Genomic DNA, 17261 nt, shown 5'->3' with positions numbered 1-17261 from the left:
GCGTGTGTTGTCTAGCTGCGGCTATGAGTAAATGTTCTGGCAATCAGCGGAATCAACTGTTGGACTTCTGGCCCCGGGGCGTTCGAGACTCGATGTCATGACACAGACACCGAAACAAGTTGCAGCGACCTACTTCGAGGCCTGGAAAGAAAAGGACTTCGACACTCTGGCGTCGATCCTGCACGTGGACGCGACGTTCCGGGGACCACTGGGAACAGCGGCCGACGGCGCGGAATGTGTGGCCGGATTGAAAGGAATGTCGGAGATCGTCACCGACATCGATATCGCACACGTCTTCGTCGACGGTCCGAACGTACTGACGTGGTTCGACCTGCACACGTCGATCGCATCGCCGGCCGCTACCGCCAACTGGCAGCGAATCGAGGCCGGAAGAATCAGGGAGATCACGGTGACCTTCGATCCCCGGGCCATCCTCGCGGCCGGATAACCGAACGCCCGCCGGTACTCAATGTGACATTTGGTGGCCCTTTCGGGGGTCAATGTCACGTTGAGTGGACCGGCGGGCGGTGTTCGCGTGTTGCTGCGGACTACGCGTCGATGATGAACGCTTCCAGCTGTTCGCGAGCGACGTCGTCGGCGAGTTGCTTCGGCGGGCTCTTCATCAGGTAGGCCGAGGCCGGGATGACCGGTCCACCGATGCCGCGGTCCTTGGCGATTTTCGCGGCGCGGACTGCGTCGATGATGACGCCTGCGGAGTTGGGCGAGTCCCATACTTCGAGCTTGTACTCGAGGCTCAGGGGAACGTCACCGAAGGCGCGGCCTTCGAGGCGGACGTAGGCCCACTTGCGGTCGTCGAGCCAGCCGACGTGATCCGACGGTCCGATGTGGACGTCCTTGGCGTTGAACTCCTTCTGGAGGTTCGACGTCACGGCCTGGGTCTTGGAGATCTTCTTCGACTCGAGGCGGGTGCGCTCGAGCATGTTGAGGAAGTCCATGTTGCCGCCGACGTTGAGCTGCATGGTGCGGTCGAGCTGCACGCCGCGGTCCTCGAAGAGCTTGGCCATGACGCGGTGGGTGATGGTGGCACCGACCTGGCTCTTGATGTCGTCGCCCACGATGGGGACGCCTGCGTCCTCGAACTTCTTGGCCCAGACGGGATCGCTGGCGATGAAGACGGGGAGTGCGTTGACGAAGGCGACGCCTGCGTCGATGGAGGCCTGTGCGTAGAACTTGTCGGCTTCTTCGGATCCGACGGGGAGGTAGGACACGAGCACGTCCACCTTGGCGTCACGCAGGGCCTGCGCCACGTCGACGGCGTCGCCGTCGGCCTCGGTGATGGTCTCGCGGTAGTACTTGCCGAGGCCGTCGAGGGTCGGTCCGCGCAGGACGTGGACGTCCTTCGGCGGTACGTCGGCGATCTTGATGGTGTTGTTCTCGCTGGAGAAGATGGCCTCGGAGAGATCGAAGCCGACCTTCTTGGCGTCCACGTCGAACGCGGCGACGAACTCGACGTCGCGGACGTGGTACTTGCCGAACATGACGTGCATGAGGCCGGGAACGCTGGCGTTCTCGTCCGCGTCCTTGTAGTACTCGACACCCTGGACCAGGGATGAGGCGCAGTTGCCCACACCCACAATGGCCACGCGGATTGCGTTGTTGTTCTCACCCATGGTCGGGTTCTCCTTCTGTCTTGACTGTCATGTTCGGTGCTGTGTGGGACGGTGCTGTGTTGGGTTCGGCCTGCTCGGCTGCGATGACTTCGTTGAGCCAGCGCACCTCGCGTTCGCTCGATTCGAGTCCGAGCTGGTGTAACTGCCTGGTGTAGCGGTCGAGTGTCCCGTTCGCCTTGGCCACAGCGTCGCGGAGGCCTTCTCGGCGCTCCTCGACCTGGCGACGTCTGCCTTCGAGGATGCGGACTCGAGCTTCCGCTGGAGTCCGACTGAAGAAGGCAAGATGCACGCCGAATCCGTCGTCGGTGTAGTTCTGCGGTCCGGTGTCGGCCACCAGTTCGGCAAATCGTTCCCTGCCGAGGGGGGTGAGCACGTACACCCGTTTCGCTCGTCTCTTCACGAGCAAGTCGGGACCGGCGTCCTCGGCAATGAGACCGTCGGCTTGTAGTCGACGGAGTGCCGGGTACAGCGATCCGTACGAAAACGCTCGAAAAGCTCCGAGCAGGCCGGTCAGCCGTTTGCGGAGCTCGTAGCCGTGCATGGGTGATTGGAGAAGCAAACCGAGAATTGCCAGCTCGAGCATGCAACTCCCCCTTCTCTATTTCTTGCGATCACAACACGACGATGCGATTGACTGCACTATCGGAGAATGTATCGCGCCGATACATATTCTGACAACTCGGTGGCGTGTATCGCTCGCCGTTCCCGAGTGTGCCGACCGGCTGCATCCGTGTGACTCGATCGTTGTTCTGCTCACGCGGGACGGTCGACGCGACCGCCGCTCGACGTCACCGATCGACGGCGGACGAGTCCGTGAACGTATCGTGCGGCACATGACCCCGGTCGACGCGCTTCTCGCCGCCGCTGCCCTCCACCTGGGCTTTCAGATGGTGGTGACCGGCGTCGTCTACCCGGCGCTGGCGGAGGTTCCGGACGACGACTGGTCGCGTGCCCACGACGCGCATTCGCGGCGGATGACCCTCGTCGTCGGGCCGGTCTACGGACTGCTCGCTGCTGCGTGTCTCTGGGTGTTGGTGTCCGGGCCCATCCACGCGGCCGTCTTGGCAAGCGTTGGGGGTGCGGTGGTCTCCGCGGCGGCGACTGCCTTCGTGGCTGCCCCCACGCATGGCGAACTGGGGCGTGCAGGACGCAACGGACACCTGATGAGTCGGCTGCGATCAGCGGACCGCGTACGTCTCTGCGGTGCTGTGACGTGTGCCCTGTTCGCTCTGTTGGCGTGATCGAGCGGTGTGACGTGGAGTGGCCTGTCGGTTCAGCGAGCCGGTGCCACCATCAGCGCTGCGTCGACTCGATACTCGCCCCACTGCTGCGCAGACGTCCCGATCTGTCGCCAACCTCGCCTGCGGTAGAAGCCGAGGGCGGCGCTACTCGGATCGACGAGCAGTACCGCCACGCGGCCCGCATCGTGCGCTGCATCGATTGCGTGTGCAAGCAAGGTCGTTCCGCTGCCCGGTACGGAACCGTTGGTGACGAATCGCGACACCACAGCGAGCCGATCGGCAGCCACCCCCGTTGCTCGCTGCCACTGCGCACTCGCGTCGTCCGCACCGGGATCGGCTTCCGGTGCTGCCGTCGGGTGCAGCGCGACATGGCCGACGACGGCGTCGTCGTACTCGGCGACCCACGCTGCCAGTTCGTGTGGTGGTGAAAGCCAGTCTGCTCGCACCGCTGCTGCGCGCACGGGGTACCGGTGTGTTTCGTGGGCACGTTGCAGGATGGGCAGGAGGGTGGTCAGGTCGCCGTGTCGTCGGGGCCGCACGTGGATTCCCGATGTGCCGAACATGCGAACAAGTGTAGGGATCAGATGCTCGCTTCGATCTCGTGATCGGAACTGCGCGTAGGCACGCCCCCAAGATGAATGGTCATACCGATCGACGGCACGACCAGGGTCCGTAGCCCGAGTCGGTCCATGCCGCCCGGGCAGGGTGACGCTCATCGAAGAGGCCATCTTCGTGCGATCTCCGTCTCTTGCCGGATTCGAGGGGCCGACCGTGTCGGCACAGGTGAAGCATTGTTTCCGGCGGCCCGAACGGGCCCTCCTCGTTGCCGAGGCGGGGTTCGCAGGTCCGCATCGGTGGGCCCGCACGTACTCTGGTCCCCGTGCGACTTCAGCGACAGGTGGTGGACTACGCCCTTCAGCGTCGGTCGCTGCTGGCCGAGGTCTACTCCGGTAGGACGGGCGTGGCAGCGGTCTGCGACGCAGATCCGTACCTGCTGCGCGCTGCCAAGTTCCACGGACGTGGCAGCGACGTGGTCTGTCCCATCTGCCGCAAGGAGCAGCTCACGCTGGTGTCCTGGGTGTTCGGCGAGAAACTGGGGACACTGTCCGGGTCGGCGAGAACGGCGGACGAACTCGTCCGCCTGGCGGCGACCCAGGAGGAGTTCTCGGTCCACGTGGTCGAGGTGTGTCGGTCGTGCAGTTGGAACCATCTCGTCCAGTCCTACGTCCTCGGGGCCGTCCCTGCGCCCAAGCAACCCCGTCGTCCGCGATCGGGTTCCCGTCAACCGAACCGTCGAACAGCGAGTGAATGACACAATCGCTCCGCTGACCCCATTCACCGAGAATTCGACGCGGCCGCCGAAATTACTGGAGATTCGTACGTGAGTTCCCCCTACGACAACAACCCGGGTAGCAACGAACCGGGCCGTAGCGACTCCGGACGGCGTCCCGACGTGCCCGGGTCGCCGCGCGGCAGTCGACATTCCGATCCACCCGGGCGTCGTCCGGTACCCCCTCCCGGGCAGCGTCCGGTGCCGCCGCAGGGTCGTCCTCCGATGCCGCCTGCCGGGCAGCGACCAGGACCTCCTCCCGGTCAGCGACCCGGACCGCCCCCCGGGCAGCGCCCGGTACCCCCTCCCGGGCAGCGTCCGCTGCCGCCAGAGGGCCGACCTCCGATGCCGCCTCCCGGGCAGCGACCAGGACCTCCTCCCGGACAGCGACCCGGACCGCCCCCCGGTCAGCGTCCGATGCCGCCACAGGGGCGTCCTCCGCAGGGGAGGCCGCCTGTCGATCCGGTGAGCGGCCGTCCCGCGGGCGACCGCCCCTACGGTGAACGCCGTTACGGGGAGCCGCCCGTCGCACCTCCGATTCGATCCGGAGCCCCGACGGGCGTCACCCGGTCCGGTGCTGTGCCACCACCCCACGAACCGAACGATCCATCAGTTCTCTCCTCGGGCAGCGAACCGCCCGAGCCGCCCGAAAGAGGTTCCGCCGCGAATACGAAGAAGAAGTCCAAGTGGCGGGTAGCTCGACGCACGATGTATGCGTTGATCGCCCTGGGTCTGATCGTGCCGATCCTGGCGTTCATGGTGGCGTACACCGTCGAGGACGTGCCGCGTCCCGGCGACATCAGGACCAACCAGGTCGCCACGATCTTCGCCGCCGACGGCGCGAGTGTGCTCGGCAAGGTGGTGCCACCCGAGGGCAACCGCACCGACGTGACGATCGACCAGATTCCGGAGCATGTGCGTAATGCCGTGCTCTCGGCCGAGGATCGCGATTTCTACTCCAATCCCGGATTCTCGGTGACCGGTTTCGGCAGAGCGTTACGTGACAACGTGCTCGGACGCGACAGCGCAGGCGGCGGTTCGACCATCACCCAGCAGTACGTGAAGAACGCGTTGGTCGGTAACGATCGGACGCTGACCCGCAAGATGCGTGAGCTCGTGATCTCCTCGAAGATGGCGCGTCAGTGGTCCAAGGACGACATTCTCGCGGCGTATCTCAACACCATCTACTTCGGCCGCGGTGCCTACGGCATAGCCGCCGCCTCGACCGCGTATTTCGGCAAGTCCGTGGATCAGCTCTCGGTCGAAGAGGGTGCGGTCCTGGCCGCGGTCATCCAGCAGCCATCCAACCTCGATCCAGAGGTGAACCCCACCGGCGCGCAAGCTCGTTGGGATTACGTGCTCGACGGAATGGTCTCGCAGGGTCAGCTCGACGCGCCCCAGCGAGAGGCGATGATGTTCCCGGCGGTGGTCCCTACCTCACAGGTCGATACCGGCGATGCCCAGGACGCAGGGCCGGACGGTCTGATCAAGGCCCAGGTGCTGCGCGAGTTGTCAGCTGTGGGTATCAGCGATCAGGACCTCAATACCGAGGGCCTGCAGATCACCACGACCATCGATCCGAAGGCTCAAGCGGCTGCGGTCGAGGCTGTCAACGACAACCTCGAGGGCGAACCGTCCGAACTGCGGACGGCGTCGGTGTCGGTCGATCCCCGCACCGGCGCAGTCCGCTCGTACTACGGCGGCGCGGACGGGCGAGGGTTCGACTTCGCGCAGTCCGGGTTGCAGACCGGATCGTCGTTCAAGGTGTTCGGTCTGGCCGCCGCGCTGGACCAGGGCATTCCGCTGTCGAAGATGTACGACAGTTCTCCGCTCGACGTCAACGGCATCGAGATCAGCAACGTCGAGGGCGCATCCTGCGGAACCTGCACCATCGCCGAGGCGCTCAAGCGGTCGCTCAACACGAGCTTCTACCGCATGATGCTCAGCATGGACAACGGTCCGCAGGCCATCGCGGACATGGCTCACACGCTCGGCATCCCGCAGGAGATCGACGGCGTCGGCCCCACCCTGACCGAGCCCGACAACGCAGGCCCGAACTACGGAGTCGTGCTCGGCCAGTACCAATCCCGAGTCCTCGACATGGCCTCGGCCTACGCGACACTGGCGGCGTCCGGCGTTTATCACACTCCGCACTTCGTGCAGAGGGTCGTCACCGCAGACGGCACTGTGCTTCTCGATCGTGCTCCCGAGGCGGGTCAGCAGGTCGTCTCGGCTGCGGTCGCGGACAACGTGACCTCGGCGATGCGTCCGATCGCGGGCTACTCCAACGGTCACAACCTGGCCGGCGGACGTCAGTCGGCAGCCAAGACCGGTACCGCTCAGCTCGGAGACACCGGGCAGAACAAGGACGCCTGGATGGTCGGCTACACGCCGTCGCTGTCCACGGCGGTGTGGGTCGGCACCGAGCAGGGTCTGCCGCTCGAGAACAGTTACGGCGGGCCGATCTATGGTTCGGGCCTACCGTCGGACATCTGGAAAGACACGATGGACGGCACGTTGGACGGCACCTCGAACGAGACCTTCCCGACGCCCGAGGCCATCGCGGGTCAGGCCGGAGTGCCGCAGTACTCCGCACCGGCCCCGACGGCCACGGTGGCACCGTCGACAGCTCCGCCGCAGGTGACTCTGCCGATTCCGACGGAGATCTCGCCGCCGGTGGTCATCACTCCGCGGCAGGTCGAGATTCTGCCCGGTGTGACCATCCCGCTGCCCGGACTGGCACCGGCGCAGCCCCCGGCACCCGAACCGGCGGCACCTGAACCGGCAGCGCCCGAACCAGCAGCGCCCGGGCAGTAACGACTCCAGCGGTGACGACCGAACCCGACCGCAAGGGGCGAGCAGTGGCCAGCCCCGGTCGCCTCGACTCGGCGAGCGCAGCAGACCGCGATCTACCCAGTCGTACCGATCCGATGACCGAGGAACTGTCCTCGGTCATCGGTGGTCCGGTCGGTAGGCATGCGCTGATCGGTCGGCAGCGCTGGTTCACCGCGCTCCGGGTGATTCTGCTGCTCGCGGTGGTGTTTCTCTGCTTCGGTTGGTTCGCCAAGGCCGCGTGTATCCAGCAGGCCCCGGTGGGGCCGGGTGGTGAATTGGGACTCGACTGGAGCGGCAGTCGGCAGTACGTGGCGATGTGTTATTCCGACACCGTGCCGCTCTACGGGGCGGAGCGACTCGACCAAGGCGCGTTCCCGTACAAGAAGTCCTGGGAGGAAACCAGGGCCGACGGGTCCAGCCAGATTCGGTACATGGAGTACCCGGTGCTTGCGGGGCTGTACCAGTACGGCTCGATGGTCGTCGGAAAGGTGTGGAACTCACTGAGTTTCCTGCCGCAGGCGCTGCCGGTCGTCGTGTACTTCAACGTGGTCGCCCTCGGGCTGGCCGTGGCCTGGTTGGTCACCGTCTGGGCCACCGCGATAGCTGCCGGACGCCGCATCTGGGATGCGGCCCTCGTGGCGGCCTCACCGTTGGTGATCGTGCATGGTTTCACCAATTTCGACGCTCTCGCAACGGCTTTCGCGCTCACCGGGCTTCTGGCTTGGGCCAAGAAGCGGCCGGTTCTGGCCGGAATTCTGATCGGTCTCGGCGGTGCCACCAAGCTCTATCCCCTGCTGTTCCTCGGTCCGCTGCTGGTGCTGTGCTGGCGCACCGGAAAAATGCGTGAGTGGGGCATCACCGCATGTGCCGCGATCGGGGCCTGGCTGGCGGTCAATCTGCCTCTCGCACTGCTGTATCCGTCGGGATGGTACGAGTTCTTCCGGCTCAATTCCGAACGCGGAGCCGACCCTGATTCGCTGTACAACGTCGTCACTTCGTTCACCGGGTGGACCGGTTTCGACGGTCCCCTCTACCCCGGCGACAAGCCCTTGGTTCTCAATGCCGTGACGCTCGTGTTGTTCGCCGTCGTGTGTGCGCTGATCGCGTACATCGGCACGACGGCACCGACGCGTCCGCGGCTCGCGCAACTGGTGTTCCTGGTGGTGGCCGGGTTCCTGCTCACCAACAAGGTGTGGAGCCCGCAGTATTCGCTGTGGTTGGTTCCGCTGGCGGTACTTGCCCTGCCGCATCGCCGAATTCTGTTGGCGTGGATGGCGATCGACGCGTTCGTCTGGTTCCCGCGGATGTACTACTACCTGGGAGTGGAGAACAAGGGTCTACCCGAACAGTGGTTCACCGCGACCGTTGTGGTGCGCGATGTCGCCGTGATCGGATTGTGCGCGTTGATCGTTCGGCAGATCTACCGTCCGGCCGAGGATTTGATTCGAAACGGCAGCGCCGTCGACCCGCTCGGTGGCGTGCTCGACGGCGCTGCAGATCGGACGACAACTGCCCGCAAGGTCACATATAGCGGCCGAGCTGTTTGACGGCTTCACCGGCGTGCTTGGCCTGGATGCCGTCGCCGATGGCCTGGAGCTTCCACTCACTGCCCTGGCGGTACACCTTCGCCATCACCAGGCCGGTGAACGGCATGCCGCCCTGCAGGGTGAACCGGGCCAGTTCGGTGTTGGTGGTGTTGTCCACCAGACGGCAGAATGCGTTCGCGACCTGCTCGAACGTCTGACCGCGGTAGGACGTGACCGTGAAGATGATGCCGGTCACGTGCTTGGGGACCCTCGTCAGGTCGACCACGATCACCTCGTCGTCGCCCTCGCCCTCACCGGTGAGGTTGTCGCCCTGGTGCACGATCGAGCCGTCCTTGGCCTTGAGCTGCCCGTAGTAGACGACATCGTTGACGTTGCGGTCGGCGAGCATGATCGCCGACGCGTCCAGGTCGATGTTCGCGGCTCGGCCGCCGCCACCGAAGAATCCGCCCTTCTTCGGAGTGGTCACCGGGTCCCACCCGAGGCCCATGCGGATGACCGTGAGAGCCACCCCGCCGTCCTTGCGGAGGGTGACCTTCTGGCCCTTCGTGAGGCTGACGGGCTTGGACTTGGTGAGGCTGACTTCCGGAGCCTCGGTGCGGACCGGGGCGGCCGGTGGTGCCGGCGGCGCAGCGGGTGGAGGTGGAGTGGCCGGCGGCGGTGGAGTGGCGGGAGCGGGAGGAGGTGTCGGCGCGGCAGCGGGTGCGTCGTCCACGGACACACCGTGGTCGGTGACCAGCGCGGCGAACCCGCCGGCGTAGCCCTGCCCGACGGCTCGGACCTTCCAACTACCCTGACGACGGTAGATCTCCAGTGCGATCACGATCGACTCCGAGCTCAAGCCGTCGATCGTGTACTCGTACAACACATTTCCAGCCGTGTCGCTCACTCGCGCAACGGGAGCGGCGGATCGACCGAAGTTGCTCGACGCGTCGTCGAGGGTGATGACCGCGCGGATCTGCTCGATATCGGTGGGAATCGACGCGAGCGATACGGCGAGCCGAGCCGGTCCGCCCTGGCCGGGCTCGAGGCGGACGCCAGGGCCGGTGGGCTGGTTGAAGAACACGAAATCGGCGTCCGTGCGCACCTTTCCGGCGTCGGTGACCATCAGCGCGGACAGGTCCGCGGGTACGGCCAGCGAGATGGAGACGACGACGTCACCGACGGTGAGGGGGCCGTTCTGACCCTTGGACAACGGTTGACCGGCCGGAGCAGACAATGTGATGGACTCTCTCTCGTAGTGCTGGTTACCGTCATCCAATGTACTTGTTCGATTTGTCCGACTGGTGTGGCCGAGCGGACGTCAGATCGGGCGCAGAGTGAACAGGTCGCCGGGTGTGCAGCCGAGGACGCGGCAGACGGCGGTGAGCGTCGAGAATCGGATGGCCTTGGCGCGGTCGTTCTTGAGCACCGACAGATTGACGACGCTGACTCCGGCGAGGCGGGAGAGCTCGGCGAGCGTCATGCCGCGGGCATCGAGAATCTCGCCCAGATGGCAGACGACAAGGTGGTCGACGAACTCTTCCGCCATCAGACCAGGCCCTCGGCATCGCGAGCGAGCTTGGAGCCCTGCCGGAGAACCGCGTAGACGAACTGCAGGACGATTGCGACGATCACGGCCAGCCAGAAGGTGCCGAGGCCCCGTGCAGTATCGGTGAGCTCGGTCGTCTCGAGCGCGCCTTGAACAGCATTCGTACTCATCACTCGAAGTGCTCCGGTGATGACCGGGTACAGCACCAGGCAGGTAGCAACCACGGCCAGGTCGATGCTGGCACGGGTGCTGAACGGGGTTTCCTTGATGACATTGTCGAAGAATCGGTACGCGAAGAATATCCCCACCAGGATGAGGATTCCGCCGGCCACGATCTCGCCGTACCTCATGAAGTCGATCATCCCGATGAGTCGTTGGACGTCGCTTTTGGCGACACTGAGCTCGATGGCGTTGCCCGTCTGCAACTGTCCGCCGAACAGGTCGAGCGTTGGAGAGCCCTCCCGAGGCGTGACGGTGGCGCTGACATAGTCCGAGGAGTGGTATTCCCACAACCTCCTCCCCGACCACACCACTGCTGCAGCCGCGTAGAACGCCATTGCCCATGTGTTGGCTCGTGCCGAGCCCAGTCCGTATGCCATTCCGCCGCCTCCATATCGATAGTCGATAACAACGAATATCGATAACCTATCGAAAATCGATACGGTGTCAAGGGCCGGCCGCCATCACCGCCTCAGCGCGATCGCCACATGCCGTCCGATCTCCGATGCCAGCCCAGCGGTATCGGCAGGCACGATGTCGATCGACTCTGCGGAGTGGACGAGGTAGCGGCCGTCCTGCTCGAAGTCCATCCAGAAGAACGAGATGGCGTCCGTGTCGCGTCGGTTGTCGTAGGTCCTGCCGCGCGCGACGATGATTTCGCCCACTGCCGACCTCGGTCGGTCGAAGAACGATCGGAACTGCTCGTCCGCGGTCGCCGCGCGTGTTGCGGTGGACAGATGCGACCCACCCGACGTCGCTGCGGCAGTGGCGTGTTCGAGCTTGGCAGCCGGTCGGCGGCCAGCGACGTCGGCCGGTAGCGATCCGAGGACTCGGGCCGGTGCGCGGGTAGGGCTCGTCAACTCGATCGTGACGGAACCGCCGCAGGAGGCGTCGGGCCCCGGTTGCTGAGTGAGCACAGCGGCCACATCGTGCCGTATCGCTGCGTGCGCGCGTAGGCCGGTGTGCGGGGAATCGGTTGTCTCACCACGGCATTCGACGCGGACGATCGGGTCGACGACGGTCCGAACGGCTGTGCTGAGCTCGTCGTTCATCAGCGCGTCGATCCTCGCCGACGCCTCTTGTCGCAGTTGTCGCAGTTCGTCCACGGTGTCGACGTCCATGGTCACCGCCAGAGGGTACGGCAGTCGGTCTCGTCCGTAGCGACTACAGAGCATCATGAAGTCGATCCCTTGCAAGGTCCAACTCGTCATTGTCAGCCGCCCAGTACCGGCGGTGCGACCAGGGGCAGGTCACCGATCAGTTCGCTGCCGTTGCTCACGTCGACGAGGTAACCGGGAGTGGCGTGCTCGCCGTCGTTGTCGCCGGCTCCCCGCGCGCCTGCTCCGCCCATGGCACCCATTCCCGGCATGCCGTGCGCTCCCGCGCGGCCGGCCGACGCCGCAGCTGCGCCGCCCGGACCGCCCGCCCCGTTGCTGGCCGTCCCGCCGCCGCCCGTCCCGCCGCCGATCGGAGAGCCGAGAACCGAGCCGCCGTAACCCGACCAGGCACCGGAACCTCCGCCGGAACCGCCTCCGTATCCCGCACCGCCGCCGTAGCCCGAACCGGTGGACCCTCCGAAGCCGCTGCCGCCGGGTCCTGTTCCGCCGTAGCCGCCGGACCCTGCTCCGGAACTCACACCGCCGCCGGCAGATCCGGGCGCGGCAGATGCGGCACGCGTTTCACCGGAGTTGTCGGCCGGAGGCAGCGAACCCGAACCACCGGACCCGGGCTGCTCCGATGCAGCAGAATCGGTGCGACCCGCCCCGGCAGCCTCCGCGCCGCCGGCCTGCGTCTGCGCTACCGAATCAGCCCCGCCCTCGGTACCGGAGCCGCCGGGCGAGGTCGACCCGATGCCCCCACCTCCGCCCCCGGCGGAATTGCCGAGTCCCCAGCTGCCGGTGGACACGCCACCGTCGGCGACGGGATTGTGTGCGGCAGGCAGCACCGGGACCTGGGAATCGGACTGCAGCACCCCTGGTACGTAGACCGAGCGCATGATTCGGCGTGCTTCTTCCTGCTGCTCCTCTCGGGCCGACACGGCTTCTTTGGCGGCGAAGGGAACGGGGAGAAGGGCATCGATCATGATGCTGCTTCCGGCCGCAACCACCGGTGGCATCCTCGACTGTGTCTGCGTGAAACCTGAGTGCGCCTCGAGCAATTTGTTGCTGATCAAGCTCATCGAGGTGGACAGCGCGGTCGCGGACGAGACGTAGTTGCCCACACCGCCGCGGACGGCGTCGGCTGTCGGTCCCGACCAGCCCGACGTCATGGCCGCCTCGATGCCGGAATGGAAGCCGTCGGATCCGGTGGTTGCGGCAGCGGACAAGTCGTTCCAGTTCTTGGACGAGTTCACGATGGTGGTTGTGCCCAGCGATCCGACCATGGCCACGATCTCCTCGTGCGGCATCACCTCGAACGCCTCGGTGATGACCACTTCGGTCGGCTCGAACTCGCCGCGGTAGTCGAGGGCCACGTTCGCCTTCTCGAATGCCGCGTCCAGAACGGAGTCGAGAAATTCGGGACCCACCGGCGTCACGAACGTACTGCTGACGATGTTGTCGATCGTTGCTGCGAGTTCCTCGTACGGATCCGTCATGCCCACCCCTTGCCCTGCGTCTGTCTCCCCGACGACCAGTTAGACGCGGCGCACGGCAGTTCGGTTCCGTAGCCACTCGAGAATTTCCTCGCTGGCCCGGACGCCGGAGGAGTCGGTGACCGTGAGCCCGGGGCGGGCGAAACCCAGCAACTCGAGTTCGCCGTGCCGCGGACGGATCGCGGCGTCGGCAGCAATGAGCATCTCGGCGTCGAGTGCGCCGTCACCTGCGGCGAAGACTCGGGCATCGGCGTCGAGCGTGCCGTCCTGAACGAGCCTGGAACGAACCTCGGCCACCGCGGAGCTCTTGCACACCGCGTTCGGCATCGTGTAGATCTTGCGACCCTGCTGTGAGACGTTCCAGTCGCGAGCGGCGCACCACTGCGACCACTCTGCGACGAACCCGTCGGGCACGGCGGCCGTGTTCACCACCAGGTAGCAGAAGAGGCCGTCGGCCTCGCGGTACTTGAGTACCCAGTCCTCGGAGACCCTCGATCTCAACTCTGCCCCGATGCCCGCCAGATCCAACTCGAACCCGTTGCGCCAGCTCGAGTCGGGCGTACCGTCGACCAGGATGTTGCCGCCGTTGCTGGTGATGGCGTACCGCCAGGGTGCACCGGGCAGCGTGATCCGCTGAAACTGTTCGATGGTTCGCGTGGTGGTCGGTACCACGACCGTGGTCTCGCTCAACTCCCGAAGCAAAGACATCGAGCGAGAGCTCATGTACGACAGTGGTTTTCCCTCGTACATCTCCACGCACTCGAACGTATCGTCCAGGGGCACACCGAGTGCGCCCTCGGAGAAGATCATCGTGCGATCGAGATCCACAGCGACGAGGGCGCTCACGACGCCTCTCCGCTCGAGACGTTCTTGATCAGCCCCATGCACGAGTAAGCGAGATCGGGAACCACGTCCACCGGCACGCCCCTGGCGGCGGCGAGCATCCGAATGTGTTCGTGCTCGGGCGCTTCGGCGTCTCGCACCAGCACCCGCCACGGGACTCGGCGCAGCAGCACCCGCGTGGTCTCGCCGACGCCGGGTTTGACGAAATTGACGTGCGAGATTCCGTACTCCGCGCGGACCTTCTCGACCGACGCCCATCCCGACCAGGTGGGGGTGCGGTCGGAGGCGAGCACGGCGGTCACCGAGGCGGCGACCTCGTCGCGGACATCGTCGAATCGCGCAGCTACGGTGTCGAGCAGGTGACGCGAGACGTCGTCGGGTGCGAGATCCGCGTAGTACTTGGCACCGTGGAAGTCTCCGGGACGAATCAGGCTGTCGTTGAGCACTGTTCGCGATACCAATCCCGATACGGTCGAATTGAGGCAGGCCGACGCAATGAGGAAGTCGTCTCTGGTCCCGTAGGTGCGAGCGCAGTTGCCCGGATCGGCGAGCACGGCCAGATCGTCGTCGAACTCGGCCCCGGAAAAATCCCGTAGTGCGGCGGTGAGTTCGCGGGCGATCGCACCCTTGCCGGTCCAGCCGTCGACGAACACCACCGAGCGCGAGTCGTGGTGCTCTGCGAGGTAGCGCAGTGCCACGGCGTCGATGCCCCGATCGCGCACGATCGACACCGCATAGTGCGGAATCTCGATGCCGTGCGCCGCGAATGCCCAGCGGCGCATCAGGATGCCGACGGGTGTGCCTGCTCGAGCCAGGGACGCGAGGACGATCCCGCGTCCGCGCTCGGCCAGCACGACCTCGGTGACTGTTCCCACGGCGACCGCCAGCCGAGACGCGCTCTCCTGCAGTACCTTCTCGAACAGTTCGCGGTAGGCGAGGTCGGGTTGATATTCGACCGGGAGCGTCTCTGCGTAATGTGCGTCACCGGCCTGGATACGTTTCTCCCGCTCCTCGATTCCGGCTTCGAGTGAGACCGACGAGAGGTCCTTGAGCAACCAGGTGACTTCTTCCGCTGCGTACGAACCGAATTCGGGTCCGCGGAGCGGACGTGCCCGCCGAGCCATCTCGAGCGCCACCGGATCGGCCCCCGTCACGACCACCAGGAGTACGTCGATGCCCGACGCAGCAAGGGTCCGGGCTGCCGCCGTGAGGTTCTCGGTGTCTGCGGGGGCGTCGGCCACGAGCACCAGCGTGGCGTCGTGTGGGGCGGACGCGTTGTAGAGATAGCGCAGTCCCGATTGGTCTTCGGGCGCAGCGAATTCGAAGCCACGGCGCAGCGGATAACCCTCCAGGTCGAGTACGTATGCGGGCGATCGTGTCGTGGTCTGGAACAGCGCACGGTGCCCCCGCTTCTGCAGCGCCGCCGCCAGTCGGAGCGGGAGGTACATGAGCTCTTCGTGGCCGATGACGACCACCGATCCCGCTTCGGGGAGCGAGGCATCGACGCTGCCTGCGAGAACATCGATCGCAGAGTCGAAGCCCGCGGCGTCGGACCGGAGGAATCCGTGGCGTCCGCCGTCGGGCAGGGTCGACGGCCATTGGGCGTCGACGCGTCGAACCGTACCGGACTGTGTAGCAATGGGATTGAATACCGGATCGGGCAGGGCGAGCACCGTTTCCACCAGACCCGGCTCCAGTTCCACCGACCCCTGGGCCAGGCTCACGTTGTCGATCCGGACGCCGAGTTCTGTTGCCACCGCGGCAGCTGCCGCCAGATGCTCGTCGGTGCGCATGTCGACCAGGGACGCGATGACGTAGTGCGTGCGCTCGGCCGAGGAGTGAATCTGCCGCAGCGCGTCCAGTGCGGTCGCTCCGGTCGAGATCTCGTCGTCGACGAGAATCAACGGCAGGTCGCCGGCGAGGAGATCGGCCGAGGTGGGCATCAGCAGGTGGTCGGTGGCGTGCGAATGGCCCTCCTCGAACTCCCCGTGCACGGTCATGCCGGGAACGGTGCGACGCGTCGAGTGCAGGTAGCAGTGCGCGCCCAGAGCAGTCGCGACCGTGTGGCCCAATCCCGTTGCGGTTTCGGCGAATCCGAGAACGTCGACATCGGCACCCTCGACCGCGGTGCGTACCAGGGCGGCCAGTTCGCTGCCGGCCGCGATGACGACGTCCGGATCCACGGGTATGTGTTTGCCGAGCACGGTCGAGACCAACAGGTGGGCGCGGCGGGGGTTGCGCCGCAGACCGGGCCGCACCAACTGTGTCGCCGTCCACGACGAGGACGAACCGGTGTCGGTCAGAGCAATCCCGTCAGCCGGGTTCGCGTTCATCGCTGTGCCAATGCGGTCAGTAGGTCCACGAACGTGATTCCTTCATTGGTAACTCCGAATGCCTTGGATCGCAACACCGTCTGCTTCGCCCAATTACGGTGCGGACCCAGCTCGTTCATCTTGTTGCGGTAGCCGGACGCCTGCACGCCACCCTGGTCCGAGGAGAGAATGTCGAGTGCGTCGTGATACTCCTCGTGCGTCACCGCGGACAGCGCATGCACAGCAGGCACGTGCGAGGGATGAATGACGGTCTTTCCCTGGATGCCGTTGGCTCGGTCGAGGGCCACCTCCCGCAGCAGGGCGTCGAGGTCGCTGCTGACCAGCTGCTGGCGGAAGCGCACAGCCTCTTGGTCGACGAACGGCGTCTGTCGCAGCAGGGGACGGAACATGCGCTCGTGGTCCGCGAAGTACTCCCACACGGGTCCGGTGATGACGAATCCGGAGCCGTCGTACCGGCCCAGGTGGTTGACGATCGCGCTGATGACATCGGCGACGACGCGGACGTCGTAGATCGTCAGGTCGCGGTCGCGGCGGATACCGAATGTGCCGCACATGTCGGTGGCCCCGATGCGCACGGCCAGCACGATCTCGCGGTAGCGGCCGAGGAGTTCACGAATGGCGACCAGTTCCGAATCGCGTGTCTCCCGGTGCACAACCTCCGGTGATTCGAGGACGGGCATGGCGAACAGGCGCGTGCCGTGTGCGTGCGACGCGGCGACTATCTCGTCGAGGAACTCGGCTCCGCGTGCGGCCGTGAACTTCGGTACGACGAATCCGGCGAGTCCGGCGGCACCGTGGTCGAGGGAGGCGCAGATGCTCCGGATGTGCTCGGCGGTGCGAGCCCGGACGAAGACGAGCGATCTCGAACCCGAGAGTTCGTTCAGAGTTCGCACTGTGTTGGCCAGTGCTTCTTCCAGATCATGGTCCGCTACAGCGTCTTCGAGATCGATGACGATGGACCGCACGCCTTCGTCGGTGCGTTTGTTCACCGTCGCAGTCAGGTCGGGGCGTGTCGCCGGAATGTACAGCGTTGCCCCGAGAGCTGTTGCCACGAGGCTGTTTCCGTCGCTCGTCTCGATGTCTTCGGGCTGCATGAAGAACACTCGTTCACGGGTGTCTGCGTCGAGATGGCGAAAGTGTTGCACCACTGTCCTTCGTGTG

16 protein-coding genes are annotated in these 17261 nt (G+C 65.6%); 5 read left to right on the top strand and 11 right to left on the bottom strand.

The features are described 5' to 3' along the window. The first annotated feature begins 97 nt into the window (after positions 1 to 97). Positions 98 to 448, top strand: coding sequence for a nuclear transport factor 2 family protein (locus MTX34_RS10785; RefSeq protein ID WP_243609437.1), 351 nt, complete (start codon positions 98 to 100; stop codon positions 446 to 448). A gap of 100 nt (positions 449 to 548) precedes the next feature. Here MTX34_RS10785 and MTX34_RS10780 read toward each other — a convergent pair whose 3' ends face one another. Together MTX34_RS10780 and MTX34_RS10775 are read right to left on the bottom strand one after the other, a co-directional pair. Next, on the bottom strand, positions 549 to 1631 hold the full coding sequence (locus MTX34_RS10780) for an inositol-3-phosphate synthase (protein ID WP_243609436.1): 1083 nt from the start codon (positions 1629 to 1631) through the stop codon (positions 549 to 551). Further along, the gene (locus MTX34_RS10775) at positions 1624 to 2214 is read right to left on the bottom strand and encodes a PadR family transcriptional regulator (protein ID WP_243595629.1); all 591 of its coding nucleotides are present in this window, start codon (positions 2212 to 2214) and stop codon (positions 1624 to 1626) included. The genes MTX34_RS10780 and MTX34_RS10775 overlap by 8 nt, the downstream gene beginning before the upstream one ends. Before the next feature lie 250 nt (positions 2215 to 2464). Between MTX34_RS10775 and MTX34_RS10770 the strand changes: the two genes are divergently transcribed. Further along, a complete protein-coding gene (locus MTX34_RS10770; protein WP_243609435.1) occupies positions 2465 to 2872 on the top strand; it encodes a hypothetical protein in 408 nt (135 codons plus the stop codon). Between the two features lie 32 nt (positions 2873 to 2904). Here the strand turns inward: MTX34_RS10770 and MTX34_RS10765 are convergent, their stop codons facing one another. Further along, the gene (locus MTX34_RS10765; RefSeq protein WP_243609434.1) at positions 2905 to 3435 is read right to left on the bottom strand and encodes a GNAT family N-acetyltransferase; all 531 of its coding nucleotides are present in this window, start codon (positions 3433 to 3435) and stop codon (positions 2905 to 2907) included. 317 nt (positions 3436 to 3752) lie between these two features. Between MTX34_RS10765 and MTX34_RS10760 the strand changes: the two genes are divergently transcribed. The 3 genes from MTX34_RS10760 (at position 3753) to MTX34_RS10750 (ending at position 8584) form a co-directional block, all read left to right on the top strand. Next, a complete protein-coding gene (locus MTX34_RS10760) occupies positions 3753 to 4184 on the top strand; it encodes a DUF5318 domain-containing protein (RefSeq protein ID WP_283273679.1) in 432 nt (143 codons plus the stop codon). A gap of 363 nt (positions 4185 to 4547) precedes the next feature. After that, the gene (locus tag MTX34_RS10755) at positions 4548 to 7019 is read left to right on the top strand and encodes a transglycosylase domain-containing protein (protein WP_374639334.1); all 2472 of its coding nucleotides are present in this window, start codon (positions 4548 to 4550) and stop codon (positions 7017 to 7019) included. Between the two features lie 11 nt (positions 7020 to 7030). Continuing rightward, positions 7031 to 8584, top strand: coding sequence for a glycosyltransferase family 87 protein (locus tag MTX34_RS10750; protein ID WP_374639332.1), 1554 nt, complete (start codon positions 7031 to 7033; stop codon positions 8582 to 8584). On the opposite strand, the gene MTX34_RS10745 is transcribed toward MTX34_RS10750, so the two are convergent. The 8 genes from MTX34_RS10745 to MTX34_RS10710 all read right to left on the bottom strand — a co-directional run bounded on the left by MTX34_RS10745 (position 8559) and on the right by MTX34_RS10710 (position 17245). Then, positions 8559 to 9800 carry a TerD family protein gene (locus tag MTX34_RS10745; protein WP_243609433.1) on the bottom strand — a complete coding sequence of 414 codons (1242 nt, stop codon included), beginning with the start codon at positions 9798 to 9800 and terminating at the stop codon, positions 8559 to 8561. The genes MTX34_RS10750 and MTX34_RS10745 overlap by 26 nt on opposite strands. A gap of 84 nt (positions 9801 to 9884) precedes the next feature. Beyond that, complete coding sequence (locus tag MTX34_RS10740) at positions 9885 to 10112, bottom strand: helix-turn-helix transcriptional regulator (protein ID WP_243595624.1); 228 nt, start codon at positions 10110 to 10112, stop codon at positions 9885 to 9887. Beyond that, positions 10112 to 10711: a DUF2975 domain-containing protein gene (locus MTX34_RS10735; protein WP_243609432.1), complete on the bottom strand. Its 600-nt coding sequence runs from the start codon at positions 10709 to 10711 to the stop codon at positions 10112 to 10114. The genes MTX34_RS10740 and MTX34_RS10735 overlap by 1 nt, the downstream gene beginning before the upstream one ends. Before the next feature lie 84 nt (positions 10712 to 10795). Beyond that, positions 10796 to 11506 (bottom strand): ESX secretion-associated protein EspG, encoded by a 711-nt coding sequence (locus MTX34_RS10730; RefSeq protein WP_279393132.1) that lies wholly within the window; start codon positions 11504 to 11506, stop codon positions 10796 to 10798. Positions 11507 to 11544: 38 nt separating this feature from the next. After that, positions 11545 to 12927 (bottom strand): hypothetical protein, encoded by a 1383-nt coding sequence (locus MTX34_RS10725; RefSeq protein ID WP_243609431.1) that lies wholly within the window; start codon positions 12925 to 12927, stop codon positions 11545 to 11547. A gap of 39 nt (positions 12928 to 12966) precedes the next feature. After that, on the bottom strand, positions 12967 to 13770 hold the full coding sequence (locus tag MTX34_RS10720; protein ID WP_243609430.1) for an HAD family hydrolase: 804 nt from the start codon (positions 13768 to 13770) through the stop codon (positions 12967 to 12969). Next, a complete protein-coding gene (locus MTX34_RS10715) occupies positions 13767 to 16100 on the bottom strand; it encodes a phosphoribosyltransferase (protein WP_243609429.1) in 2334 nt (777 codons plus the stop codon). The genes MTX34_RS10720 and MTX34_RS10715 overlap by 4 nt, the downstream gene beginning before the upstream one ends. Continuing rightward, on the bottom strand, positions 16097 to 17245 hold the full coding sequence (locus tag MTX34_RS10710; protein WP_243609428.1) for an HpcH/HpaI aldolase/citrate lyase family protein: 1149 nt from the start codon (positions 17243 to 17245) through the stop codon (positions 16097 to 16099). The genes MTX34_RS10715 and MTX34_RS10710 overlap by 4 nt, the downstream gene beginning before the upstream one ends. Between the last annotated feature and the right edge of the window lie 16 nt (positions 17246 to 17261).

Source organism: Rhodococcus sp. ARC_M5 (assembly GCF_022810405.1).
Lineage (GTDB): Bacteria > Actinomycetota > Actinomycetes > Mycobacteriales > Mycobacteriaceae > Rhodococcoides > Rhodococcoides navarretei.
This window is presented reverse-complemented; position numbering and strand designations above follow the sequence as displayed.